Raw genomic sequence first — 22,239 nt, forward strand, 5'->3', positions numbered from 1 at the left:
ATTTCTGTTACTGGTACGAAGTGGATAATTCCAAACTATAATACCGCTTACAAAAACATAAGTTTATTCTAGCAAAGTTCTTTATATTTAGCAAACCCTTTTATTAAAATAAGTTCAATTTAATCTAAATTTCATCAAAAATACGACTTTCTTCGCGTAAACTATAATAAGCATTTTCGCCAATTATTAAATGATCCAAAAGCTCAATTCCCATCATTTCACCACAGGCAATCATCCGCCTAGTAAAGGCCCAATCTGCAGGCGAAGGCTCGTAATTGCCTGAAGGATGATTGTGAGCGATCAACATTCTTGCAGTTGGATATTTGACCGCTTCCTTAAAGATTTCTCGAGGATGAGCCACGGAAGTATTGACCGATCCCATAAAGATTGTTTGTTTACGAATGACTTCATTCTTACTTGTCAGAAAAAGCACCATGAGATGTTCTTGTTGCAGATCACTCATTTCTTGTACGAACCATGCTCCGGCTTGTTGGGTTGAAGACAATTGGCCATATCGAGGAATCGTTGACGATGAAATTCTAGTTCCTAATTCAATGGCTGCCTTTAATTCAATCGCCTTCGTAGGACCAATCCCCTGGATTGACTGATATTCTTCAATAGAAGCTCGCTTAATAGCATTCAGATGGTCAAATTTCTGTAAAAATCGGCGAGCTAGCTCCAAAACACTCTCATGACGACTCCCCGTTCGAAAGAGAATGGCTAATAATTCTTGATTTGATAGACTCTTTTCTCCATATTGAAGCAATCGTTCACGTGGGAGCTCCTCCCTTGGAATGGTTTGAAATTGTGATACTATACTTTTACCCACCAAAAATCCCCCTTTAATATAATTACCCATATTAAAGGAGGATGCGCTATTCTGTTCTTAATTTAATAAATAATTTCTTGCTTCCGAAACAAAGTATAGAGAGCCTGTGATCAAGAGCAAGGCTTCTTCTTGTCCTTGATGGTCATGAATATAAGTATCCAACCATTCCTGCCAATCGCTTACGTAAGTCATTTTCTTAGCCTTCTCAGAATCTAAACTGAATCGAATTTCTTCAAAATCCTCTTTTTGCATGGATTCAAAATGCTTAAATGACGTTAAAAAGATTTTCTGACTTTCAAAATCTAACAATAAAGGAACTTGCTCTGCTTGATTTTTCTTTTTGAGCCCACCATAAATGACCGTTAGGTGATACGCTTGCAAATACTCAGTAACCACTGCTTTTAAAGCCTCAAGCCCTTCCAGATTATGGGCCCCATCCAGATAAATATAGGGAGCTTGGTGAACTTGTTCCAACCGACCTAGCCATTGGGTCTCATTCATAGCTTTCAAGGCAAGTCTCCAATCAATTGATTGCCCTCTCATGTTCATCCACTGATGAAAAACCTGAATTGCTAGACTTGCGTTCCGGATCTGGTGATCTCCAATCATCGAGATCGTCACATCTAAATCTAAACCTTCCTGATTACTAAATTTAAAGCACGTTCCCTGAGCTCCTTGTCGTTGAATCTCTGAAATAGAAAATTCGTGATTAAAACGGTCATGTTGAGCCCGTCTTGCTTGTGCCCATTTGTCAATCACCGCTAAGGGAGAAGCTTGTATTTGGCCCGTTACCACATGACGTCTGGTTTTAATTATGCCTGCTTTTTCTAGGGCAATGGCTTCTAAACTATCGCCCAACATGTCCGCATGATCCATGGCAATAGAGGTTATAACTGCTATTTCTCCATCCAGAACATTTGTACAATCTTGCATCCCACCAATGCCAGCTTCGATTAAACAAATTTCTGCTTTTTTCTCTTGGAAATAAAGAGCCATCATAATCGTAAATAATTCAAAATAAATTAAACGGCCATATTCGGATTCTGCTTCCATGTATTCATTTAATTCCACTAATTGGTTGGTCAAACGAATCAAGTCCCGATCAGATATATTCTCACCATTAAAAGCAATTCGTTCATTAAAGCGCATGATATGAGGCGAAGTAAAAGTCCCTACTTTTACCCCTTGACTCAAGAGCATGTCTCTCAAGTAAGCAAGGGTCGATCCTTTCCCATTCGTTCCTGTAATATGAATAACAGGCAAATCTCGATGAGGATTGCCCACATATTCGAGTGCTTGATACATCTTAGTCATATCAGGTCGAGGGATTGGATTCACCTGACTTAATAGCCAATTTGTTGCCTCTTCTACCTTAGTAAATTTCATAAACTGCTCCTTCTAAACGAAAATGATTATATCAATTCTTTTAATTCAATAATTCGTTGCTGAACAGCGGCTAATTGTTGTTGGTAATCTACTTGTTTAGCACGCTCCCCTTCTACTACTTCAGCAGGTGCTTTGGCCACAAACTTCTCATTTGCTAATTTCTTGACTACTCGGTCTACTTCTTTCGTTAATTTATCAGCTTCCTGTTCGAGTCGTTTGATTTCATCTTCAATCTTAACGAGTCCTGCCAAAGGAATCATGACTTGTGCAAAAGCTAAAGTTTGGATGACCATTTCTTCTTCTACTTGAGGTTCCGTTCCAATGCTTAAGCTAGACGCATTACAGAAGCGGTTAATATACGCTTGATTAGCTTCAAGTCGCTCCACTATTTCCTCATTGTGAGCCTTAATCGTAATTGCTAAAGCTTTTGATAATGGGGTATTCATTTCATTACGAATTTGACGAACGGCTGTAATCACTTCAATCAATTGTTCCATAGCTTTCTCAGCATCAGGGTTCTGATAGTTAGAATCTACCAGAGGATAAGCGGCCGTTACGATTGATTGACCAGGCATAGCGATTTGCTGCCAAATTTCTTCCGTTACAAATGGCATAATCGGGTGTAAAAGACGAAGGAATTGATCTAGTACATGAATCAAAACAGATTTTGTCGTTTTATGTTCAGCCGTTTGATCTTGTAATTGTTCCTTGGTCATTTCAATATACCAATCACAATAATCATTCCAAATAAAGTGGTATAAAATTTTACCTGCTTCACCAAATTCAAATTTCTCAAAAAGGCGGCTTACTTCTGAAATAGTCGTCTGCAATTTAGAAAGAATCCATTGGTCTGCCAAAGTCAAATCGTCTCCTATGGCTAAGTTATCCAGAGTTAAGTCATCGACATTCATTAAAACATAACGAGAAGCATTCCAAATCTTATTAATAAAATTCCAAGCCGCTCCCATCTTTTCAGTAGAGTAACGAACATCTTGACCTGGCGTGGACCCCGTCGATAAGAACCAACGTAGAGAGTCTACCCCATATTCATCAATCACATCCATCGGGTCGATCCCATTTCCCAGTGACTTAGACATCTTACGGCCATCTTCAGCCCGAATTAAACCATGAAGTAAAACGTTCTTGAAAGGACGTTGACCCGTAAATTCTAAAGACTGGAATATCATCCTACTTACCCAAAATGTTAAGATATCATAACCCGTCACAAGAGTGTCCGTTGGAAAATAGCGCTCATAATCAGACGTTTCTTCTGGCCAACCCATGGTCGTAAATGGCCATAAAGCAGAAGAAAACCAAGTGTCTAAAACATCCGAATCACGTTCCCATTCCTCTGCATTATCAGGAGCTTCAATTCCTACATATATTTCACCTGTTTCCTTATGGTACCAGGCTGGAATTTGGTGACCCCACCATAATTGACGTGAAATAACCCAATCGTGTATATTTTCCATCCAAGTCATAAAGGTTTGATTGAAGCGAGTAGGATAAAATTCTACCGCATTCTCAGTACTTTGATTCTCAATCGTTTGCTTTGCTAATTCTTCCATCTTAACAAACCATTGAGTAGATAGATAAGGTTCTACTACCGCATCAGAGCGTTCAGAATGTCCAACACTATGAATCATCTCTTCAATTTTCACTAAGTATCCTAAGTCTTTAAGGTCTTCAATGATCAATTTACGCGCATCAAAACGATCCATCCCTTGATACTTACCGCCATTTTGATTGATAGTAGCGTCTTTATTCATCACATTCACTCTAGGTAAATCATGACGATTTCCAACTTCAAAGTCATTTGGATCATGAGCCGGAGTAATTTTAACCACGCCCGTTCCAAATTCGCGATCTACATATTCATCTGCCACAATTGGAATTTCACGATTTACCAATGGCAAGAGAACCTTCTGACCTATTAAATGTTGATAACGTTCATCTTCTGGATGAACAGCAATCGCAGTATCCCCCAGCATAGTTTCCGGTCGAGTCGTAGCAATCTCCACCATTTCTTCTGAACCCACAATTGGATAATGGATATGATAGAAAGCTCCTTCAATATCCTTATGAATAACTTCAATATCAGATAATGCGGTTTGGGCTTTAGGATCCCAGTTAATAATATATTCGCCACGATAGATCAACCCTTTGTTATAAAGATCAACAAAAACTTTATTTACCGCTTGATTTAAACCTTCATCTAAAGTGAAACGCTCACGCTGATAATCCACCGAAATTCCCATTTTTGCCCATTGTTGACGGATAATTGAAGCATATTCTTCTTTCCAATCCCAAGTTTTCGCTAAGAACTTCTCACGCCCTAGGTCATGGCGACTGATACCATCTTCCTCACGCATTCTCTCTTCTACTTTCGCTTGGGTGGCAATTCCTGCATGGTCCATTCCAGGTAGCCATAAGGTGTCATAACCTTGCATTCGCTTAGAACGAATAATCATATCCTGTAAAGTGACATCCCAGGCATGACCTAGGTGCAGTTTACCGGTAACATTTGGTGGCGGAATCACAATTGAGTACGGCTCCGCCTCGGGATCACCAGAGGGTTCAAAGACCCCTTTCTCTAACCATTCTTGATATTTACCTGCCTCAACATCTTGGGGCTGGTACTTAGTTGGCATTTCTTGTCGCTTCATCTTACCACTCCTTTATCAAATTAACCCATAAAAAAATCCTATGCCTGCGCATAGGACGTGATTTACGTGGTACCACCTAATATTTATTCACTTCGAAAGTGAACCTCTCATTTGGTAACGAAGAGTTCTTCTCTCCGTGAAGCACTAATTTACATTTCTCATGCTTCATAACTCCAAGCTACATTCATTTGTCTAGGAACTTTCACCACTTGATTCCCTCTCTATTAGTTTGACAAACTACTCTTCTCTTCACAGTCGGTTTATTAGGTTAAGTTGGGATCATTTTACCATGTTTGATGCAGATAAACAAGACACCCTTGAAGCAGAACCTCTTAATTTAAAATATCCGCCACTTCTGCAAACACTTCCTCAATCGGATGCTCGAAGACCAAAACATTCGGATACATCACTTGCAGGCTTGTCTTATTAATAACGACTAAATATCGTCCCTTAAAATATTGAATAAAGCTTGCGGCTGGGTAAACATTCAAGGACGTTCCTGCAATGATCATCATCTCTGCTTGACTAATCGCTTGTATCGCCATCATGATCGTTGCTTGATCCAACTGCTCCTCGTAGAGCACGACATCTGGCTTCACGATTGCGCCATCTACAGGGCACCGCGGAATCCCTTCTGGGTCTTTCTCTAACTCCTCCAAAGAATAGAAAGCGTGACACTGACTGCAATAATTGTTTAAAACCGATCCATGCAATTCATAAACCTGTTGTGACCCTGCTTTTTGATGGAGACCATCAATATTTTGCGTCACAACAGAGACGTCCTTCCCCTTTCTTTCGAGATCCACTAAAAAGCTATGTGATAAACTAGGTTCCACTTCTGGATAAACTAATTTATCAAAATAAAAATCAAAAAAGAGACTGGGAAATTGTTCATAAAAAGACCGTGAAATCATTTGCTCCGCTGAATATTGAGTCCCCGTTTCCTGAAGAAAAATGCCATCTGCAGAACGAAAATCAGGAATTCCAGAAGCAGTCGATACGCCTGCCCCACCAAAAAAGACAATCTTATGACTCTCCTGAATCGCTCGGGCAAATTCTTGAACCTTGACTAAATCTACCGCCATTCTTTTCTTCCTTTCAAAAAAACCAGTGACGCTGCCACTGGTTTCCATTTATTCTTAACCGGTTAAATAAGTTGATTAACCGCGTTCATAACCTCATCGTAATTTGGCTGTTCAGATACTTCTTCAACATATTGAGTATATTGAACCGTTCCTTGTTGATCAATAATGATGACTGAACGAGTCAGATGATCATGACCATTTAGTTCAATTTCTAAACCATATTTATCACCAAATTCTTGTTTGTGGTCGGTTAAACTCTTGATATCAGATTCATTATCCGCATTCCATTGTTTAAATTGAACGGGTGTGTTACGAGAGACCGTATAGAAGTCCCACGCTGCCTCTTTAGCCAATTCAGCAAATTTTTTAGTCTGTAAATGACAAGTTTCCGTTGTCACATCCGGCACAATGCTTAAAATCGTCACCTGTTTCAAGATATCAGCAAGTTGTACTTCTTCACCTTCGCCATTCTGTAGAATTGCATCTGGAGCCTTATCTCCAACTTTAATTTGATTTCCTTTGACTTTAATGGGTTCTCCTAAAAATTTAACTTCCATTGTCATCTTCCTTTCATCTGATCTTAGCATCAGTATATCACGCAAGAGAGTTCAGAGCTAAAGATAGGATTTAAACAATATGTATGGTCTCCCTTTAACTTGAAGAAAACCTTCAGCCTTTTCAAAGCTTTCTCAACAAAAAAACCGCTCCTAAAAACGGAGCGGTCAATCCTAATCTATAGACTGGCAATGACTTCAATTTCTACCAAAACATTCTTAGGTAATGTCTTGACTGCTACTGCAGAACGTGCAGGCTTACTTGTAAAGTACTCACCATAAATCTCATTAAAAGTAGCAAAATCACCCATATCAGCAAGGAAACACGTCGTTTTGATGACTTTATCCACTGAAGATCCTGCTGCAGACAATAAAGCATCCACATTAGCGATGACTTGTTTAGTTTGCCCGACTACATCTTCTGCTTCCACTTCACCAGAAGCTGGATTAATTGGGATTTGACCAGAACAGAATACTAAATCGCCGATAATTTTTGCTTGTGAATATGGCCCAATAGCTGCAGGTGCTTTTTCAGTATTGACAGTTTTTATTTCTGACATTTTTAACTCCTCTTTCTATTATGACTCAAGCGACAAACGACTATAATAAATCCGCGAATGCTGCCCTGGCTTCACTCTGATAGTTGGCATCAATCTGACTGGACTTGATATTCGCCACCGCATCCTTTACTAATTCATCAATTGGCATTTGCGCTTCATACTCTTTCACCGTATGTAAACGCGGCTTGGTCCATGGTGATTTAGGAGCAAAAACTGTGCAGCAATCTTCAAAAGGCTCATTGGAAATCGAATAGGTTCCAATTTTTTCTGCCAAATCAATTATATCATTTTTATCAACCGTAATTAAAGGTCTTAATATTAAAGAATGAGTCACTTCATTAATCACACTCATCGACTGTAGTGTCTGAGAAGCAACTTGTCCTAATGATTCTCCATTGACAATAGCCATAGCTTTACGCTCTTTCAATAACATTTCCATAATCCGTAACATAATGCGTCGCATCACGGTCATGGATAAATTATCAGGCACATGGTCGCGAATGGCGAGTTGAATCTCCGCGAAAGGCACTTCATGGAAGGTCATAGAGGTGCCATATTTAGCTAAAACAGCCGTTAAACGTTTGGCTTTTTCCAATGCTTGGGGACTCGTATAAGGAGGACTGGCAAAGTGAACCATTTCCAGCGCCATTCCCCTTTTAATCACTTCATAGCCTGCGATAGGTGAGTCGAAACCACCCGATAGCATTAAAAGTCCCTTACCACTTGATCCATAAGGAAGCCCCGCCATACCAGGATAGGATTGGAGACTAAGAAAAGCTGATTCTTGTTGGATCGAAACGACCAATTTATGAGTTGGATGTTTTAAATCGACGATTAAGTCCGGATAGGCATCGGACAAATAACCTCCTACTTCACGTTGAATCTCAATCGTCTCATATTCAAAACTCTTATCAGAACGTTTCGCCACTACTTTGAAGCTATCTCCCGACGCCAATTCTATCGATTGAAAGAGTTCTAATGCCTTCGCTTGGATAGCCTCTAAATGCTTTTCAACTGGATAAACAGGCTCAAAGCGTTGAATACCTGGAACGGACTGAAGTATTTCAATAATCACCTCATAGGGAGTTTCTTCCCAGAATAAATGCATAAAATCATGATGAGGTAAAATCTTAAGTTTCTCTATATCACGGGTCTTATAACGAATATGTTCGGCCATCTTATTTTGAAACATTTTACGGTTACGTCCCTTCGTCGACAGTTCCCCGTAATGGATCATAATTTGTTTCATTATTTAACTCCTTTCTTATCTTGATTAAAAGTCTGACTCACTTGATCAATCACTTGACATAATTGATCTACTTGATCCTGACTCGTCATTTGAGACATCGAAATTCGAACAGCTGATTGAGCAATCGCCTCTGAAATTCCCATAGCCTGCAGGGTCGGATGATGCCCCGCTTTACGACTCGAACAAGCCGAACTCGTCGAAATCATCACATCATGATTTGAGAATGCATGCAAAATCACTTCGCCAGGCAGCGGTGGTAACGCGGCACAAATGATATGGGCACTCGTCTTTTCTCCCCCAAAAATTTGCCAGTGATTCGTTTCAAGCTGGGTCACAATTTGTTGACGATATTGAGTTAAAGCAAGTTTCGCTTGTTTTTGCCCTTCCCATGCTAAACGCAGAGCCTTAGCAGTAGCCACAATGGCCGGTAAGTTCTCAGTAGATGACCGCCACCCTGATTCCTGGCCTCCGCCATGGAGTAAAGCAGCCTTAGGTACTCGGTTACGAATCGCTAAAAGACCTAAACCACGAACAGAATGAAATTTGTGACTCGTTAATGTTAATAAATCCATGCGCTTTTGGTGGAGCAAGTCCATCTGACATGCAATCGCCTGGACCCCATCCACATGCCATAAAATCTGCTTATAATCTGCCAAACAATCTGCAATCTGCGCTAAAGGTTGAACCGCTCCTATTTCGTTATTCACAGCCATGGTAGAAACAAGCAGGACTTGATCGGATAACAGTTTTTTAAAGGCTTCGATATCAATCTGCCCTTCACCACTTACCGGGATCATTAGCACTTCAATCCCCATTTGTTGCAAAAGAGGAATTTGAGCCGTAATAGAAGGGTGTTCTACTGCTGAAAGAAGAACTTGATTGCGCTGAGGATGATAGGCTTGCTGAGCTTTAACAATTTTCTGAAGAACCCAGTTATTTGATTCTGTGCCAGAACTCGTAAAGAAGATTTCCTGGTTATCAAAATGCAATAATTCTGCTATTTGCGAACGAGCCTGGTCTAAAAGTCTACGAGCTTCTTCTCCAAGTCGGTGTACACTTGAGGGATTGCCATAATAATTTTGAGCCACTTGAAGCATCGTATCCAAGACTGGCTGACTTGGTTGTGTGGTAGCCGAATGATCAAAGTATAACATAAATAATATCCTTCCTAATTGACGTCACTAAGAGGCGCCATTCTCTATTGCACTCTTACTTTCTTTTGACATAAAAATCCGAACAGAACCCAAATCACTTTTAGGGTCTATTCGGATTACGCTCTAATAGATACGGTGTTGTTTCTCTTGATGATACATCCTTCTAACTTGAGTTGGAGCATCAGGATCAACACGCCGTAAAGCTTTCTCAATGACTGCTAAGGCGTCATTGTAACGAAATTCTTGATGAAAATAATACTGAGCTTCCTTAATTGCTTGATCCATCTCTTGATAATCATAGCGAAAACGATTGGAATGTTGAATCATATATTCAGTCAGCATTGCAGAATCAATCAATTCTTCTGTCATCGTTTCTAAGTCATCGAGATCTTGCTGTAACTTCAATTCTGTCTCTTCAATTTGGTTCATATCTACGCGAACTCGATTTAATTGTTGAGAAAGATTCTCGATTTCATCAGTCACTTTATAGAATTGCTGGTAATATATTTCTGGTAAACCTGGTAAATGATTTTTTTCAATCTTGCGTTTTAAATTCCGCAAATCTAATTCATAAAGATCTAGATTAGATTTCGCTTCCTTCTCTCGTCCTGTCAAACCGGCTAATGATTTCACCAATTGGTTCTGTTTGTCTGAGATTTCTTCCACATTGCGTTCAATTTTCCGCATAGTTGATTCAATATTTGTAAAGACTGCATGGTTCTGTTCAATGTCTTTATTAAGATCCTTAAACTTTTGATATTCTAATCGAATTTGATCAGTCAAGTCATTTACCTGTTCGAGTTCATTGTTATGAAGGATATAAGATTGAGAAATACGATCTACTTCTATGCCTGCATATCGATTATTCTCGTTTACCCGTTCTATTTGATCGCGTAGCTGATTAATATGACCGTTCACATACTCTTTCGCCACTATTTCAGATTCCATCTGATCATAAAGCGAATTAATCTCACGTTCTGCCTTATCCATTAAGGTCTTAGCATCAGCTAAATCGGCATTCTTAATTTCATTCTTGGCATCATTCAATTGTTCCTGAATCTTCTCTATTTCTTCTGGAACATCAATATTTTCAAAATTAAAGCGACTTGCTAGCATCTTCTCATAACCATCACGCAAGTCCTCTAACGAATCTTCATATTCACGCTTAATCTTCTCATACATCGCAGGAATTTTATCTAAAATTTCTTCCAAACTCGTTAAATCTGTATCGATCGAATCTAATATATCTTGACCTTCTAAGTGGTCCCCATTAGCCGTAAATTCATTGTATTTAGTGAAATTTAATTCTAAATATTGTAAGTTTTTCTCTAGGGTCTCGATAGCAGGACCATAGTCAAAGGAATGATTCATTACACTCTTACGAGCAGTTTGGTATCGTTCCAATAGTCCTTCATAACGTTGTTGGTTATCACCTTCAGTTGCTAACAATTCGGTCAATTCTTCATGTAAGTTATGCACTTGAATTTCCGTTTCATCCAGAATTTCTCTGGCCTGATTCAAAGCATTCTTAGCCTTGACTAAATTCATCTGTTCAACAAACTGTTCTGAACCTACTAAGGCCGCTTCAATTTCAGTAAACTGAAAATTTGTAATTGTCTGCCAAGTTGCTACTAAACTTTCATATTTACGCTTAGTCTGCCCTGATAGATTCATATTCTTAAGAGTAAAGAGCTGGTCTGCGATCGAAACGGACATCATATCATCTTTACGTTGTTCTAATTCTTTAATCTCCTTGTTTCGCTGCGTACGGAAAAAATAAATCAACCCATACACGACGAGTACAATCACAACAATTAAGAATAAGATGTCTGTGAATTTTATACTCATACTTGTCTCGCTCCTCTACCGATTTTGCATATCTAAGCCACAAAGGGCCATTTTAATAAATTATCAACTTTTATTATAGCATTATCATCTTATCTTTGAAAGTAAATATCTAATAGAAAGTTGACATTCTCAAGCATTCAGACCCTTTATTGACAAAAAAGGACTGGGAGTAAATCCCAATCCAATCATTTTGTTGATCATTAAGATTAGCCTAATTTGTTGTAATATTCTACGACCAAGGCTTCATCCACTTCAGCGTTTAATTCACTACGTAGAGGTAAACGTACTAAAGTTCCTTCTAATTTCTCTGCATCAAAGTTAACAAATTCTAAACGAGTCAAAGTATTCTCGATCGCTTCTTTGATGATTGAAAGATCACGTGAACGTTCACGAACAGAAATCTTTTGACCTGGGTCTACTAAGTATGATGGAATATCTACACGCTTGCCATCTACCGTAATATGACCATGGTTTACTAATTGACGAGCTTGACGACGAGTAGTCGCTAAACCTAAACGATAAACAAGATTATCCAAGCGACGTTCTAATAAGATCATGAAGTTCTCACCGTGTTTACCTTCACTCATTTTACCAGCTTTATTAAATAAAGTATGGAATTGACGCTCATTTAATCCATACATGAAGCGTAATTTTTGCTTTTCGTTCTTTTGAATAGCATATTCAGATAATTTCTTACGACCTTTACCATGTTGTCCTGGTGGGAATGGACGTTTTGCTAATTCTTTTCCAGTTTCTGTTAGGGAAATTCCCAAACGACGTGATTGTTTCCAAGATGGTCCTGTATAACGTGACATTAATAAATTCCTCCATTTAAATCTATATTGGAGTAAAATAACTGTTTAGAAAACCGAATGCGTGCAGTCCAACCTTCACCTTTTGCAGCCGCGGTTACTGGTATCGCTCTCTTAAGCTGTGAACTGTTGACGCGCTTTCTTTTTCTACGCTGCATTATTTTACACTTAGTCTATTATACAGGTAATTCTGCTTTCGTCAAGCCTATCTTATCTAATGAGAAGGTTTAAAAGTTTCGGTATGAATTGTATGAGTGCGACGAGGCAAGGCTTCAACTAGCTGAGGATCATGCGTAATAATTAAGATCATCATCCCTTGATCTGCTAATTGGGTCAATAAGTCGGCCATCTTCTGTACAGACTGGGCATCCAAAGCCGAGGTTGGTTCGTCAAAACACAATAAAATCGGCTCCAACATCATCGCTCGTGCAATAGCGACCCTTTGTTTTTGACCACCCGATAATTGGCCCGGCATAAAATCTACCTTGTCAGATAAACCCATCTTTTGTAATAAATCTTCAGCCTTCTTGCAGTTTAAATCTTGATTTCCCCCACCACTTGCTTGAACTGGTAACAATAAATTATCCAGAACCGTCAAATTAGGAAAAAGTTGAAAATCTTGAAAAACCAATCCCAACTGTTGCTGATAAGCTTTGATTTCTTTCGGACTTGCGTAATGCCCCTTTCTCATTAGAGCATAACCACCTAAGGAGATATCACCTTGGTCTGCCGATTCCAGGTAATTTAAAATCCTTAGAAAAGTGGTCTTACCTGAACCAGACGCTCCAATTATCAGTGTAATGTCTCCTGGTTCCATTTTTAAATCAAACTGATCAATGAGAGGGTCAGACCCAAATTGCTTACTTAGCTGACTCACTTGTAATGACATCTTATCCCTCCTTACTTCTTGTGTAGTCCACACGTTTCTCAATGAGCCTTAGTCCCCAAGTCGCGACGGCCGTCATGCCCAGATAAAGGAATCCGACATAAACAAAAGGAATTAAACTTGCTGTTTGATTCGATAAAGTTCGACCTACTTTTAAAAGCTCTTCCAAACCTAGCACATAAATTAAGGAAGTATCTTTAATCAAAGAAATAATCTCATTCCCAAGTGACGGCAAAATCGTCCGATGAACTTGAGGAATAATCACCTTTCTCAATCCTAACCAAGGATGAATCGATAGAACTTGGAGCGCTTCATATTGTCCCTGTGGAATTGACTGTAAGCCCCCTCGATAAATTTCAGCATAATAGGCAGCATAATTTAAAATCAAGGTGACAAGTGCAGCATTAAAACGATCAAAATTAATTCCCACTAAAGGTAGGCCATAGTAAACAAACATCATTTGTAACAAAAGAGGTGTCCCCCTAAACACAACAATATACATACGAATCAGGAGTTGAAGCACTTTCGGACTAAAATAATCTATCAAAGATATCACAAGTCCCAAAGGAATACTCAACACAAGCGTCCAGGCAAAAAACAACATTGTTGTCTGAAGCCCCTCTAATAATGGGGGTAACATCCTTGCTAAATCCATCCACTCTCTCCCCGTTTCTTTCTAGTTAGCTTGGTTTGGTTTTTCAATTCCAGCAAACCACTTTGCTTCAATGGCTTCCATTGTCCCATCATCAATGACTTCTTTCAGAACCTTATTAAAGCTTTCAACAAAGGCTTGGTCGTCTTGTCTAAACCCAACCGCATAGTCTTCCGTTCCAAAGTGATCATCTAAAGTACGATATTGATCACTCTCTCCCTGCTGCTCAATATAGTAGAGGGCCAATAACTCGTCAACCACAATCGCCTCGACACGACCATTATCTAATTCTGAGAACACCTCCACAAAAGTTGCATAAGTCACTGGTTCCCCTCCATCGAGACTTGCTGCAAAGTCAGACTCTCTCATCACTGCTTCATAAGAAGCGGATTGCTCTTGAGTAGCAATTACTTTCCCAGCTAAATCTGCTTTCGATTGAATGTTCGAATCCCTCTTTGTCATAATCACTTGACGATTCTGGATGTAAGGAGCGGAAAAAGTCACCACTTCTTGACGTTCAGGTGTAACGGAATAACCATTCCAGATCATATCAATCTGTCCGGATTTCAACTCTGTCTCCTTCATTGTCCAATCGATAGGTTGAAACTCATATTCCATTCCCATCCGCCCTAAAATCTCCTCCGCTAAATCAAGATCAAATCCAACATGATTACCTTGCTCATCTTTAAATCCAAAAGGTGCAAACGTACTATCAAAACCAATTATGACCTTCTCATCTGGCTGAATTTCCGCCGCTAAATTTGAGCGTAAACCTGGTCCAAATAAGATACTAAGTCCCACTACTACTAATACTATCGTTAATGCTTTCTTCATTCTTATTCCCCTCTTCTTTATAACATTTCAACTTTTTTTAATAAAAAAATCCCTTAGTCTTAACGACTAAAGGACGTTTTTAACGTGGTGCCACCTTCTTGTAATATTATCTCACGATAATAAACTCTGCCAGTCTACTAGGGGTAGACTGAATGGGATATCGACCATAACGCTCATTAGGTTATGCTTAATGAGTGTGTCGACAGGGAATGAAGCCTTGCTTTCCAGCTACCGCAAAGTCTCTTTCAACATTCGATTCCTGTGTTTGCCTCATCATGCCTAGCACAACAACAACAAGTTGATTTATTAAGAATATGATAATAAAAAAAGCTATAAATGTCAACTATTTTAATTTTATTTTAATAATTATAACTTTCCAAGGAGTTCCACCACTATTTTAGCTGATATTCCTCCAGCCAATACTAAGAATTCATCAAAGTTCATGTTCGCTTCTTCATCTGCTGAATCCGAAATACAACGAATAATCAGATAAGGTTTTTCTAACACATGACAGGCTTGAGCAATCGCCGCGGATTCCATTTCCACTGCTCGAACAACCGGAAATTCTTTACGAATCGTTTCAATGCGAGCTTGATTATTAACAAATTCATCTGCCGAAGCGATTTGAGCCAGAATGGGTTCTAAACCTTGACGACGAGCAACTTCTTTAGTGATCTGAATCGCCTGACTGTCCGGATAGTATTGCTCCGGCATTCCGGCCATTTGCCCCTTCTTATAGCCAAAAGCTGTTACATCTACATCATGATGAATGAGGGATTGAGCGATCACCAAGTCCCCCACTTTTAAACCAGGATCGACTGCTCCAGCAGTTCCCGTATTAATCACAAAGTCTACATTAAATAACTCAACCAATAAGGCAACTGAGAGACTGGCGTTCACTTTGCCAATTCCGGATTGAACCAATACAATATTCTGCTGGTTCAACTGCCCTTGATAAAACACAAATTGGTACTTGTTTGTCACTACAACCTCTTGCATTTGCTGACGAAGAAGACGAATTTCTTCTTCCATCGCACCAATCACACCGATTTTTTGATACATTGTTTCCTCCTTCTATGCTAAAAAAGCAATTAACAAGACCATGACCAAAAGGGCCCCGACAATGATAATACCGTTGTTTAGAAAATGATCAATCTTAGCGGAATATTTAGCCCGTCTCTGCGGTGCCTGTTCGCTAGCCTCTTGTTCGATCGAAGCAGGATCCGCAAGAATCGAATCGTCTATTTCATCGACATGACTTTCCTGCTGCAAATAAGCTGTTCCATAATGATCTTCCTCCCAATAGGCTTCTCTCCTATCCTCTTGCTCGTACCCCTCGAAGGAATCACTAGATTCTGAATCGATCGTATCCTCAACCTCACTCTCAAACAAATTTGATGCCACTTCTTCCTCATTGTTTTCCTGATAATTCACATATTCCTGATACTGATCTTGACGTTTTTTTCTTCGACTTTTAAATAGTTTCATGCTTAAAGCTCCTTTTCTAAGACTGATTCAGCCATACTTGTATTGCATAGAGCGTCTTTAAATCAATAATTTGTCCGCTTTCCATTAAGTCTATCAATTCTTGGCGGCTAAAACTAATCCCTTCTACTTCTTCATCCAGATCTTGTTCAAGTGGCTGTTCGATTGGATACAAACCCTCCGCTTCAAAAAGAGTAATCTTTTCATCTAAATAACCAGGTGAAACGTAAAAACTTGCTCCCTCTCGCCATGATTTAGCTTGGTAACCTGTTTCTTCTTCTAACTCTCTCTGAGCAGCGATCAGGGGATCTTCCAGCTTTCCTTCTACAATATCAATAATTCCTGCTGGAATCTCATACACATCCTGAGCCACTGCCGGCCGATACTGCTTAACTAAGATCAGATGATCGTCATCCAATTTGGCTAATACGGCAACCGCAGGTAAGTGATGGATCATCTCACGAACCACTTCACTCCCGTTCGGTAACTTAATCGTATTCGCATAAATCCGCATAATTGCTCCATCAAAAACTTCATCTTGCTTAATTGTCTGATTTTTATCGATAAATTTAATTCCTTCAGGATTAATTTGCATCCTAGCACACCCTCTCTTGGTTCAAATTGTATCGACTCTTTAGAACCCTTTCAAGCCTATCCCCAATATTTCGCAAATAATTCTATCTTTATCCCGATCTTAAGAATAGGCCTCAAGTCTGATTAGCCATAGACCCCCATATGTTATTCTATGAATAAGAAAAAGGAGGTAACATTATGTTCGCATTTATCGGACCTGTATATCTAATCGTAATGGGCGCTTTCATTATAAAAGCCCTCATTCAATTTTACCAATTTGCCAAGCAATCAACTTCATTTTTAGAAATTTTTAGTCCTCAGATCAACAAACCAGTGGGAATTGTTCTCTTAATGTTAGTGGCCGCTCTGTTTACTCAAGGACTCTTTCTTCCACCTTATACCGCTTCTCTATGTCGCGGAGCCTTACCTGTAATTGTAGGAACTTATTTCTTATCGAGTATTTTCTATTTTATTAGAAAACAATCAGAGCGGTCTTGGATTTGGCTCTTCTATTATTTAGGGCTCTTCTTTATTATCACGCTATCGATGGTCGCTACACTCGAAGATCCTACTTATCATCACTATTGGAACAATCTAGCTCATATGTTCTCCATGACCTATGCCATCTCAGGAGCGGTTATCGTATGTTCCACCATTGTAGGGGCGTTGGCCTTAATCTCTAAAAGAGGGCAACATCCTGCCCCAAGTTTTTCAATTGCTCACTATAAGCAAAAACCTAAACGAAATCTAATGGCTCATTATCAAGAAGCTGGCCTATCCAAACATGAAATCGAATCTTTCCGTCAGCAAATGGCCATTAGTCGTGACCATATCAATCGTATCGACCATAATTTCCAACTGACTGCTAAGATGCGTGCCATTGAAATTCGTCATAATGTCGTTAAAGTCTCACAGAATTATTTCAAAGATATTGTCGAAGAGCCTCAGCGTCAGCTAGCTGCTTCAAACTTCTTATTAACGCTCTTGCCGCAACTAGATGATCTCTTAGAAAAATATAACGAAATCAATGCTCATGTGGCTAAGAATAAACAGACTTATCTCATTCTTGAAAAGAGTGCTCAAACTATTGATCAAATTAGCCAAGAAATTGTGGAGGACTATATCGCCTTCCATGAAGAAGCCTATCAGGAATTAGAAGATGGACTCAAGTTAGCCGATCGTACCCTTAAACGAGGCGATCAATCAAACTCAGAAGAAGAAACCACATGGACAAAAACGACACCTGCTAGTTCCCTAATGTCCGACTATTTTGATGACGATCCTTTTGATGCCATTGATGCCCAAATTAATCAAGAAGATAGTAAAGGAGAATAAGCATGACCGAAGAGAAAAAAGATTCACTCAACACTCAAGAATCCCCTAGTTTTGATGAAATTGATCAACTACTAAGTGATCCTTTTGATCAAGACCAAGACAAAGAAGCGAGTCCAACCTTTCAAAGTGACTTAGCTAAAGCCTCTTTATTATCTCAACGCAAAGTCACCAATGAAAGAACCATTGATCGCCTACCCGAACATCGAAAAGTTCAAGCGCAAAAATTAGCAGATCAAATTGACGAGAATAATATCGCAGCAGTGATTACCTATGGAGCCAAAGCTCAAAAAAAATTAAGTGATTTCTCTCATACCATGCTCCACAATGTACAATTAAAAGATACTGGAGAAGTCGGAAATGTCTTAACCGACTTGATGACCACTTTACAAGAATCCGACCCCAAAGAACTGACTGCTAAACCTAATATTTTCCAAAAAGTTTTCGGACAGGTCAAGACCTCAATCTCCGAAACACAGATGAAGTATCAGAAAATTGGTAACCAGTTAGATAAAGTTGTGATCCGTCTTGATCGAGAAAAAAATGAATTGTTAAATGATAATATGATGTTAGAACAACTCTATCAAAAGAATAAAGACTACTTTGAAGCCCTGAATATCTATATAGCAGCAGGTGAATTAAAAATAGAAGAACTTCAAACCGAAACGATCCCTGCTGCGATTGAAAAAGCCCAAGAATCGAATAGTCAAATGGATGTTCAAGAAGTTCACGATCTGAACCAATTCTTAGACCGATTGGATAAGCGAACACATGATTTACGTTTAACCCGTCAAATGACGATCCAGCAAGCACCACAAATTCGTATGATTCAAAATACCAACCAATCTTTGGCTGAGAAGATCCAAGCCTCCATTCATACTTCCATTCCTTTATGGGAGAACCAGATCACAATTGCACTTGCCCTCTTACGTCAGCAAGATGCCGCAACTTCCCAACGCATGGTTTCTGAAACAACCAATGATCTTTTACGTAAGAACTCCGATATGTTGAAACAGTCCACTATTGATACGGCACGTGAAACTGAACGCGGCATTATTGATTTGGAAACTTTACAAAAAACCCAAAGTGACCTTATTGAAACAATTGAAACGACACTACAAATTCAAGCCGATGGTCGAATGCAGAGACAGGCCGCTCAACTTGAATTAGAATCGATGGAAAATCAATTAAGAGAGCGACTGATCGCCATTTCCGAAGAACAAAAGAAACAAGTCACAGACAAAGATTCCGCTTCATAATGAAAAGCCTAGCGATTAAATCGCTAGGCTTTTTCTCTCTATTCAGCTTCCATAAAATAGGTTGGGAAATGTTCTTTCACAATAGAATGACAACGCTGGCATAATTCAGGTGCCTCTTCAATTGTTCCTACTTCTGGTCGCACTGCTCGGCAACGATCACACACATGCCCTTCTGCAGGATGAATTTTGACGGCATAATCTTCAAACTGATGAGCTCCTTCAACGGCTTGATCCAAAGGCTTCATTTCTAATTGTGACACGATCATCAATTGAGCCAAATCATCTGATAAAGCTTGAAGAGCAGTCATATCTTTCTCAGTAAGATATAGATCAACAGCTGCCTCGAAAGACTTCTTAATCGCAAGCTCTTCATCATTCTTGGCTTCTTCCAAAGCTTTATTGACACCTGTTTGAACTTTAAAGAAAACCGCCCACTGATCCACTAAGGCTTGAGATTCTTCAATCGCTTCAGCCTGTGGCATTGACTGCAATTGGATAAATCCTTCTACACTCGGTAAAGACTTCCAAGCCTCTTCCATCGTATGAAGTAAAATTGGCGTCAATAAAATCAACAGATCGTGTAGAATTTGATAAACAACGGTCTGCATCGAACGACGCTTAGGATCATTCGCTGCTTCAATATACACAATATCTTTCGCAATATCTAAATAGAAAGCTGACAAATCAGTTGAAATAAAATTAACGATCCGCTTATAAAGCGTTGGAAAATCATAGCTATCATAAGCTTTAAGAATATCGGCTTTAAATAAGTTAAATTCCGCCATCATATACTGATCGAGTGAAGTTAAATCACTCAATGCTACTTGATCTTGACTCGAATCATAATCATTAACCAAGCCTAACATAAAGCGAATTGTGTTACGAATCTTCCGATAAGATTCTGAAATTTGCTTCAAGATTTCGTTGGACACTCTCACATCCGATTCATAATCCACAGAAGCTACCCATAGTCGGATAATATCTGCCCCTAAGTCCTCCATCACTTTGCGAGGATCAATCACATTCCCCACTGATTTCGACATTTTCTGACCTTTTCCATCATTCACAAAACCTTGAGACAACACTTCCTTATAAGGAGGATGGCCATAAACAGCCACTGAAGTGGTAAAGGAAGAGTTAAACCAGCCACGATACTGGTCAGAACCTTCTAGATACATATCGGCAGGAAAGACTAGATCATCCCGAGTTTGAAGCACTCCAGCATAAGAAGTACCAGAATCAAACCATACATCCATAATATCCATTTCTTTCGTAAAGTTACCATTTGGTGATCCAGGATGACTATAGTCTTCTGGCAATAAGTCTTTTACATCCCATTCAAACCAGATATTTGAACCATGTGTTTCTACCAAGTCTGCCACATGATTCACTAATTCTAAGGTCAAGATGGCTTCTCCATTCTCAGCATAGAAAATCGGTAAAGGAACTCCCCAGACTCTTTGCCGTGAAATCACCCAATCTCCACGATCGCGGATCATATTATAGATTCTTCTCTGTCCTGATGGATGATGCCAAGTTACAGCATTCTCAACATTATCTAATAATTGATCACGGAACTTATCAATCGAAGCGAACCATTGAGGAGTAGCTCGATAGATCACAGGTTTCTTAGTCCGCCAGTCGTGCGGATAGGAATGAACGAATTCAGAATAATGTAGTAGGGCCCCATTTTCTTCAATGATCTCTACAATTTGCTTCTGCCCTTTAAGATAAAATACACCTTCTAAACCAGGAGCTTCCTCAGTAAAATGCCCACGACTATCTACTGGTGATAGAACTTCTAAACCATACTCCAGTCCAATCCAATAGTCATCTTCCCCGTGACCTGGCGCAGTATGAACCAGCCCCGTACCAGATTCCAAGGTGACATGGTCTCCTAACATTAAGAGTGATTCACGATCATAAAAAGGATGTTGAGCAGTTAAGCGATCAAATTGCTTCCCTTGGTAATGAGCTTCTATCTCATAATCCTGCCATCCAATCGCTGTTGCAACATTTGTTAAAAGATCTTCGGCTACAATAAAATGACGTCCCTCTACTGCCACTTGAACATAATGAGCATCTGCTAAGACGGAAATACCGAGATTAGCCGGTAAAGTCCAAGGGGTCGTCGTCCAGATCACAAATTCAGCCTCTGCAGGAACAACCCCTTTACCCTCTCGAACCTTAAAAGCTACATAAATAGAAGGCGAAGTAACGTCTTGATATTCTACTTCTGCTTCTGCCAATGACGATTCCGAAGACCATGACCAATAAACAGGTTTGGCTCCCTTATAAATATATCCCTTATCAGCCATCTGACCAAAAATACGTAATTGTTGTGCCTCATATTCTGGAGCTAACGTTAAATAAGGGTGATCCCATTCTCCCGTTATACCCAATCTTTTAAAGGTGGCTTTTTGCCCTTCTACTTGCTTAATAGCGTACTCTTCACATAGTTGACGGAATTCAACTTGCGAATGTTCTTTCCGGTTAATCCCTTCATTCTTTTGCAGGGCTGATTCAATCGGAAGACCATGTGTATCCCAGCCCGGCACATAAGGAGCTCGAAAACCACTCATCGCTTTGTAACGTATAATAAAATCTTTACTTATTTTGTTTAAAGCATGCCCCATATGAACATCCCCATTTGCATAAGGAGGTCCATCATGTAAGATCCACGGTTCACACTCCGCATTCTTGTCTTGAATTTGACGATATATATCAACCGCTTCCCATTCAGCCTGTAGATCGACTTCTTTTTGAGGCAAATTAGCTTTCATCGCAAAGTCTGTTTTTCCTAAGTTTAGGGTTTCCTTTAATTTCATTTCCTCACTCCTTTTAAATAAAAAAACACCCCTTCTCAACGAAGGGACGTTTAAACGTGGTACCACCCAAATTTAATAGCATCAGTAACTATTCTCTCTCCATGTTAACGCTATTGAAGCGGAACTAGCTACTATTGTTCACTAGCCGTAAGGATAGAAGGATAATCCAATTATGAGGGATTGCTAGACTCTCACCTTGCCTAACTCGCTGTATATATCATAATAGGACCTTGTTTCTATCTGTAAT

General features: G+C 39.4%; 19 protein-coding genes. 2 read left to right on the forward strand and 17 right to left on the reverse strand.

Annotated elements, in window-relative coordinates:
- Nucleotides 1-124: 124 nt before the first annotated feature.
- The 16 genes from radC to HZY91_RS02010 form a co-directional block, all read right to left on the reverse strand.
- Nucleotides 125-829 (reverse strand): RadC family protein, encoded by a 705-nt coding sequence (radC, locus tag HZY91_RS01935; RefSeq protein WP_438940298.1) that lies wholly within the window; start codon nt 827-829, stop codon nt 125-127.
- Between the two features lie 57 nt (nt 830-886).
- Nucleotides 887-2,215 (reverse strand): bifunctional folylpolyglutamate synthase/dihydrofolate synthase, encoded by a 1,329-nt coding sequence (locus tag HZY91_RS01940; protein ID WP_197114145.1) that lies wholly within the window; start codon nt 2,213-2,215, stop codon nt 887-889.
- A 26-nt stretch (nt 2,216-2,241) separates the two neighbouring features.
- The gene (locus HZY91_RS01945; RefSeq protein WP_197114156.1) at nt 2,242-4,881 is read right to left on the reverse strand and encodes a valine--tRNA ligase; all 2,640 of its coding nucleotides are present in this window, start codon (nt 4,879-4,881) and stop codon (nt 2,242-2,244) included.
- Nucleotides 4,882-5,213: 332 nt separating this feature from the next.
- Entirely contained in the window at nt 5,214-5,966 is a 753-nt protein-coding gene (locus tag HZY91_RS01950) for an NAD-dependent protein deacylase (protein ID WP_197114158.1), read from the reverse strand.
- 62 nt (nt 5,967-6,028) lie between these two features.
- Nucleotides 6,029-6,523 (reverse strand): thiol peroxidase, encoded by a 495-nt coding sequence (locus tag HZY91_RS01955; RefSeq protein WP_197114160.1) that lies wholly within the window; start codon nt 6,521-6,523, stop codon nt 6,029-6,031.
- Between the two features lie 176 nt (nt 6,524-6,699).
- A complete protein-coding gene (locus HZY91_RS01960; RefSeq protein WP_197114162.1) occupies nt 6,700-7,080 on the reverse strand; it encodes a RidA family protein in 381 nt (126 codons plus the stop codon).
- Between the two features lie 40 nt (nt 7,081-7,120).
- The gene (gene thiI / locus HZY91_RS01965; RefSeq protein ID WP_197114164.1) at nt 7,121-8,329 is read right to left on the reverse strand and encodes a tRNA uracil 4-sulfurtransferase ThiI; all 1,209 of its coding nucleotides are present in this window, start codon (nt 8,327-8,329) and stop codon (nt 7,121-7,123) included.
- Complete coding sequence (locus HZY91_RS01970; RefSeq protein ID WP_197114166.1) at nt 8,329-9,483, reverse strand: cysteine desulfurase family protein; 1,155 nt, start codon at nt 9,481-9,483, stop codon at nt 8,329-8,331. The genes thiI and HZY91_RS01970 overlap by 1 nt, the downstream gene beginning before the upstream one ends.
- A 123-nt stretch (nt 9,484-9,606) precedes the next feature.
- Nucleotides 9,607-11,331 (reverse strand): septation ring formation regulator EzrA, encoded by a 1,725-nt coding sequence (locus HZY91_RS01975; protein ID WP_197114168.1) that lies wholly within the window; start codon nt 11,329-11,331, stop codon nt 9,607-9,609.
- Nucleotides 11,332-11,537: 206 nt separating this feature from the next.
- Nucleotides 11,538-12,146, reverse strand: coding sequence for a 30S ribosomal protein S4 (gene rpsD / locus HZY91_RS01980; protein WP_197114178.1), 609 nt, complete (start codon nt 12,144-12,146; stop codon nt 11,538-11,540).
- A gap of 211 nt (nt 12,147-12,357) precedes the next feature.
- Nucleotides 12,358-13,032: an amino acid ABC transporter ATP-binding protein gene (locus HZY91_RS01985; protein ID WP_197114180.1), complete on the reverse strand. Its 675-nt coding sequence runs from the start codon at nt 13,030-13,032 to the stop codon at nt 12,358-12,360.
- Between the two features lies 1 nt (nt 13,033).
- Nucleotides 13,034-13,684 carry an amino acid ABC transporter permease gene (locus HZY91_RS01990; RefSeq protein ID WP_197114182.1) on the reverse strand — a complete coding sequence of 217 codons (651 nt, stop codon included), beginning with the start codon at nt 13,682-13,684 and terminating at the stop codon, nt 13,034-13,036.
- A 21-nt stretch (nt 13,685-13,705) separates the two neighbouring features.
- Nucleotides 13,706-14,515, reverse strand: a complete 810-nt coding sequence (locus tag HZY91_RS01995; protein ID WP_197114184.1) for an amino acid ABC transporter substrate-binding protein — start codon at nt 14,513-14,515, stop codon at nt 13,706-13,708.
- 366 nt (nt 14,516-14,881) lie between these two features.
- Nucleotides 14,882-15,577: a 5'-methylthioadenosine/adenosylhomocysteine nucleosidase gene (locus tag HZY91_RS02000; RefSeq protein WP_197114186.1), complete on the reverse strand. Its 696-nt coding sequence runs from the start codon at nt 15,575-15,577 to the stop codon at nt 14,882-14,884.
- A gap of 12 nt (nt 15,578-15,589) precedes the next feature.
- The gene (locus tag HZY91_RS02005; protein WP_197114188.1) at nt 15,590-16,003 is read right to left on the reverse strand and encodes a hypothetical protein; all 414 of its coding nucleotides are present in this window, start codon (nt 16,001-16,003) and stop codon (nt 15,590-15,592) included.
- A 16-nt stretch (nt 16,004-16,019) separates the two neighbouring features.
- Nucleotides 16,020-16,595 carry an NUDIX hydrolase gene (locus HZY91_RS02010; protein ID WP_197114189.1) on the reverse strand — a complete coding sequence of 192 codons (576 nt, stop codon included), beginning with the start codon at nt 16,593-16,595 and terminating at the stop codon, nt 16,020-16,022.
- A 176-nt stretch (nt 16,596-16,771) separates the two neighbouring features.
- Here HZY91_RS02010 and HZY91_RS02015 point away from each other — a divergent pair, with 176 nt between their 5' ends.
- Nucleotides 16,772-17,908, forward strand: coding sequence for a 5-bromo-4-chloroindolyl phosphate hydrolysis family protein (locus HZY91_RS02015; protein ID WP_235991431.1), 1,137 nt, complete (start codon nt 16,772-16,774; stop codon nt 17,906-17,908).
- Between the two features lie 2 nt (nt 17,909-17,910).
- Entirely contained in the window at nt 17,911-19,164 is a 1,254-nt protein-coding gene (locus tag HZY91_RS02020) for a toxic anion resistance protein (RefSeq protein ID WP_197114190.1), read from the forward strand.
- A 38-nt stretch (nt 19,165-19,202) separates the two neighbouring features.
- Here HZY91_RS02020 and ileS read toward each other — a convergent pair whose 3' ends face one another.
- Nucleotides 19,203-21,992 (reverse strand): isoleucine--tRNA ligase, encoded by a 2,790-nt coding sequence (gene ileS / locus HZY91_RS02025; RefSeq protein ID WP_197114191.1) that lies wholly within the window; start codon nt 21,990-21,992, stop codon nt 19,203-19,205.
- Nucleotides 21,993-22,239 lie beyond the last annotated feature (247 nt).

Source organism: Facklamia lactis (assembly GCF_015863205.1).
Lineage (GTDB): Bacteria > Bacillota > Bacilli > Lactobacillales > Aerococcaceae > Facklamia > Facklamia lactis.

Bases quoted from the DNA above. Each gene is read 5' to 3' on its own strand.
- ileS (WP_197114191.1), bottom strand. From the start codon at position 21,992: ATGAAATTAAAGGAAACCCTAAACTTAGGAAAAACAGACTTTGCGATG.
- HZY91_RS02000 (WP_197114186.1), bottom strand. From the start codon at position 15,577: ATGTATCAAAAAATCGGTGTGATTGGTGCGATGGAAGAAGAAATTCGT.
- HZY91_RS01950 (WP_197114158.1), bottom strand. From the start codon at position 5,966: ATGGCGGTAGATTTAGTCAAGGTTCAAGAATTTGCCCGAGCGATTCAG.
- HZY91_RS01995 (WP_197114184.1), bottom strand. From the start codon at position 14,515: ATGAAGAAAGCATTAACGATAGTATTAGTAGTAGTGGGACTTAGTATC.
- HZY91_RS01975 (WP_197114168.1), bottom strand. From the start codon at position 11,331: ATGAGTATAAAATTCACAGACATCTTATTCTTAATTGTTGTGATTGTA.
- HZY91_RS01960 (WP_197114162.1), bottom strand. From the start codon at position 7,080: ATGTCAGAAATAAAAACTGTCAATACTGAAAAAGCACCTGCAGCTATT.
- HZY91_RS01940 (WP_197114145.1), bottom strand. From the start codon at position 2,215: ATGAAATTTACTAAGGTAGAAGAGGCAACAAATTGGCTATTAAGTCAG.
- HZY91_RS01990 (WP_197114182.1), bottom strand. From the start codon at position 13,684: ATGGATTTAGCAAGGATGTTACCCCCATTATTAGAGGGGCTTCAGACA.
- HZY91_RS02015 (WP_235991431.1), top strand. From the start codon at position 16,772: ATGTTCGCATTTATCGGACCTGTATATCTAATCGTAATGGGCGCTTTC.
- HZY91_RS02010 (WP_197114189.1), bottom strand. From the start codon at position 16,595: ATGCAAATTAATCCTGAAGGAATTAAATTTATCGATAAAAATCAGACA.
- HZY91_RS01945 (WP_197114156.1), bottom strand. From the start codon at position 4,881: ATGAAGCGACAAGAAATGCCAACTAAGTACCAGCCCCAAGATGTTGAG.
- rpsD (WP_197114178.1), bottom strand. From the start codon at position 12,146: ATGTCACGTTATACAGGACCATCTTGGAAACAATCACGTCGTTTGGGA.
- HZY91_RS01955 (WP_197114160.1), bottom strand. From the start codon at position 6,523: ATGGAAGTTAAATTTTTAGGAGAACCCATTAAAGTCAAAGGAAATCAA.
- HZY91_RS02020 (WP_197114190.1), top strand. From the start codon at position 17,911: ATGACCGAAGAGAAAAAAGATTCACTCAACACTCAAGAATCCCCTAGT.
- HZY91_RS02005 (WP_197114188.1), bottom strand. From the start codon at position 16,003: ATGAAACTATTTAAAAGTCGAAGAAAAAAACGTCAAGATCAGTATCAG.
- HZY91_RS01985 (WP_197114180.1), bottom strand. From the start codon at position 13,032: ATGTCATTACAAGTGAGTCAGCTAAGTAAGCAATTTGGGTCTGACCCT.
- HZY91_RS01970 (WP_197114166.1), bottom strand. From the start codon at position 9,483: ATGTTATACTTTGATCATTCGGCTACCACACAACCAAGTCAGCCAGTC.
- thiI (WP_197114164.1), bottom strand. From the start codon at position 8,329: ATGAAACAAATTATGATCCATTACGGGGAACTGTCGACGAAGGGACGT.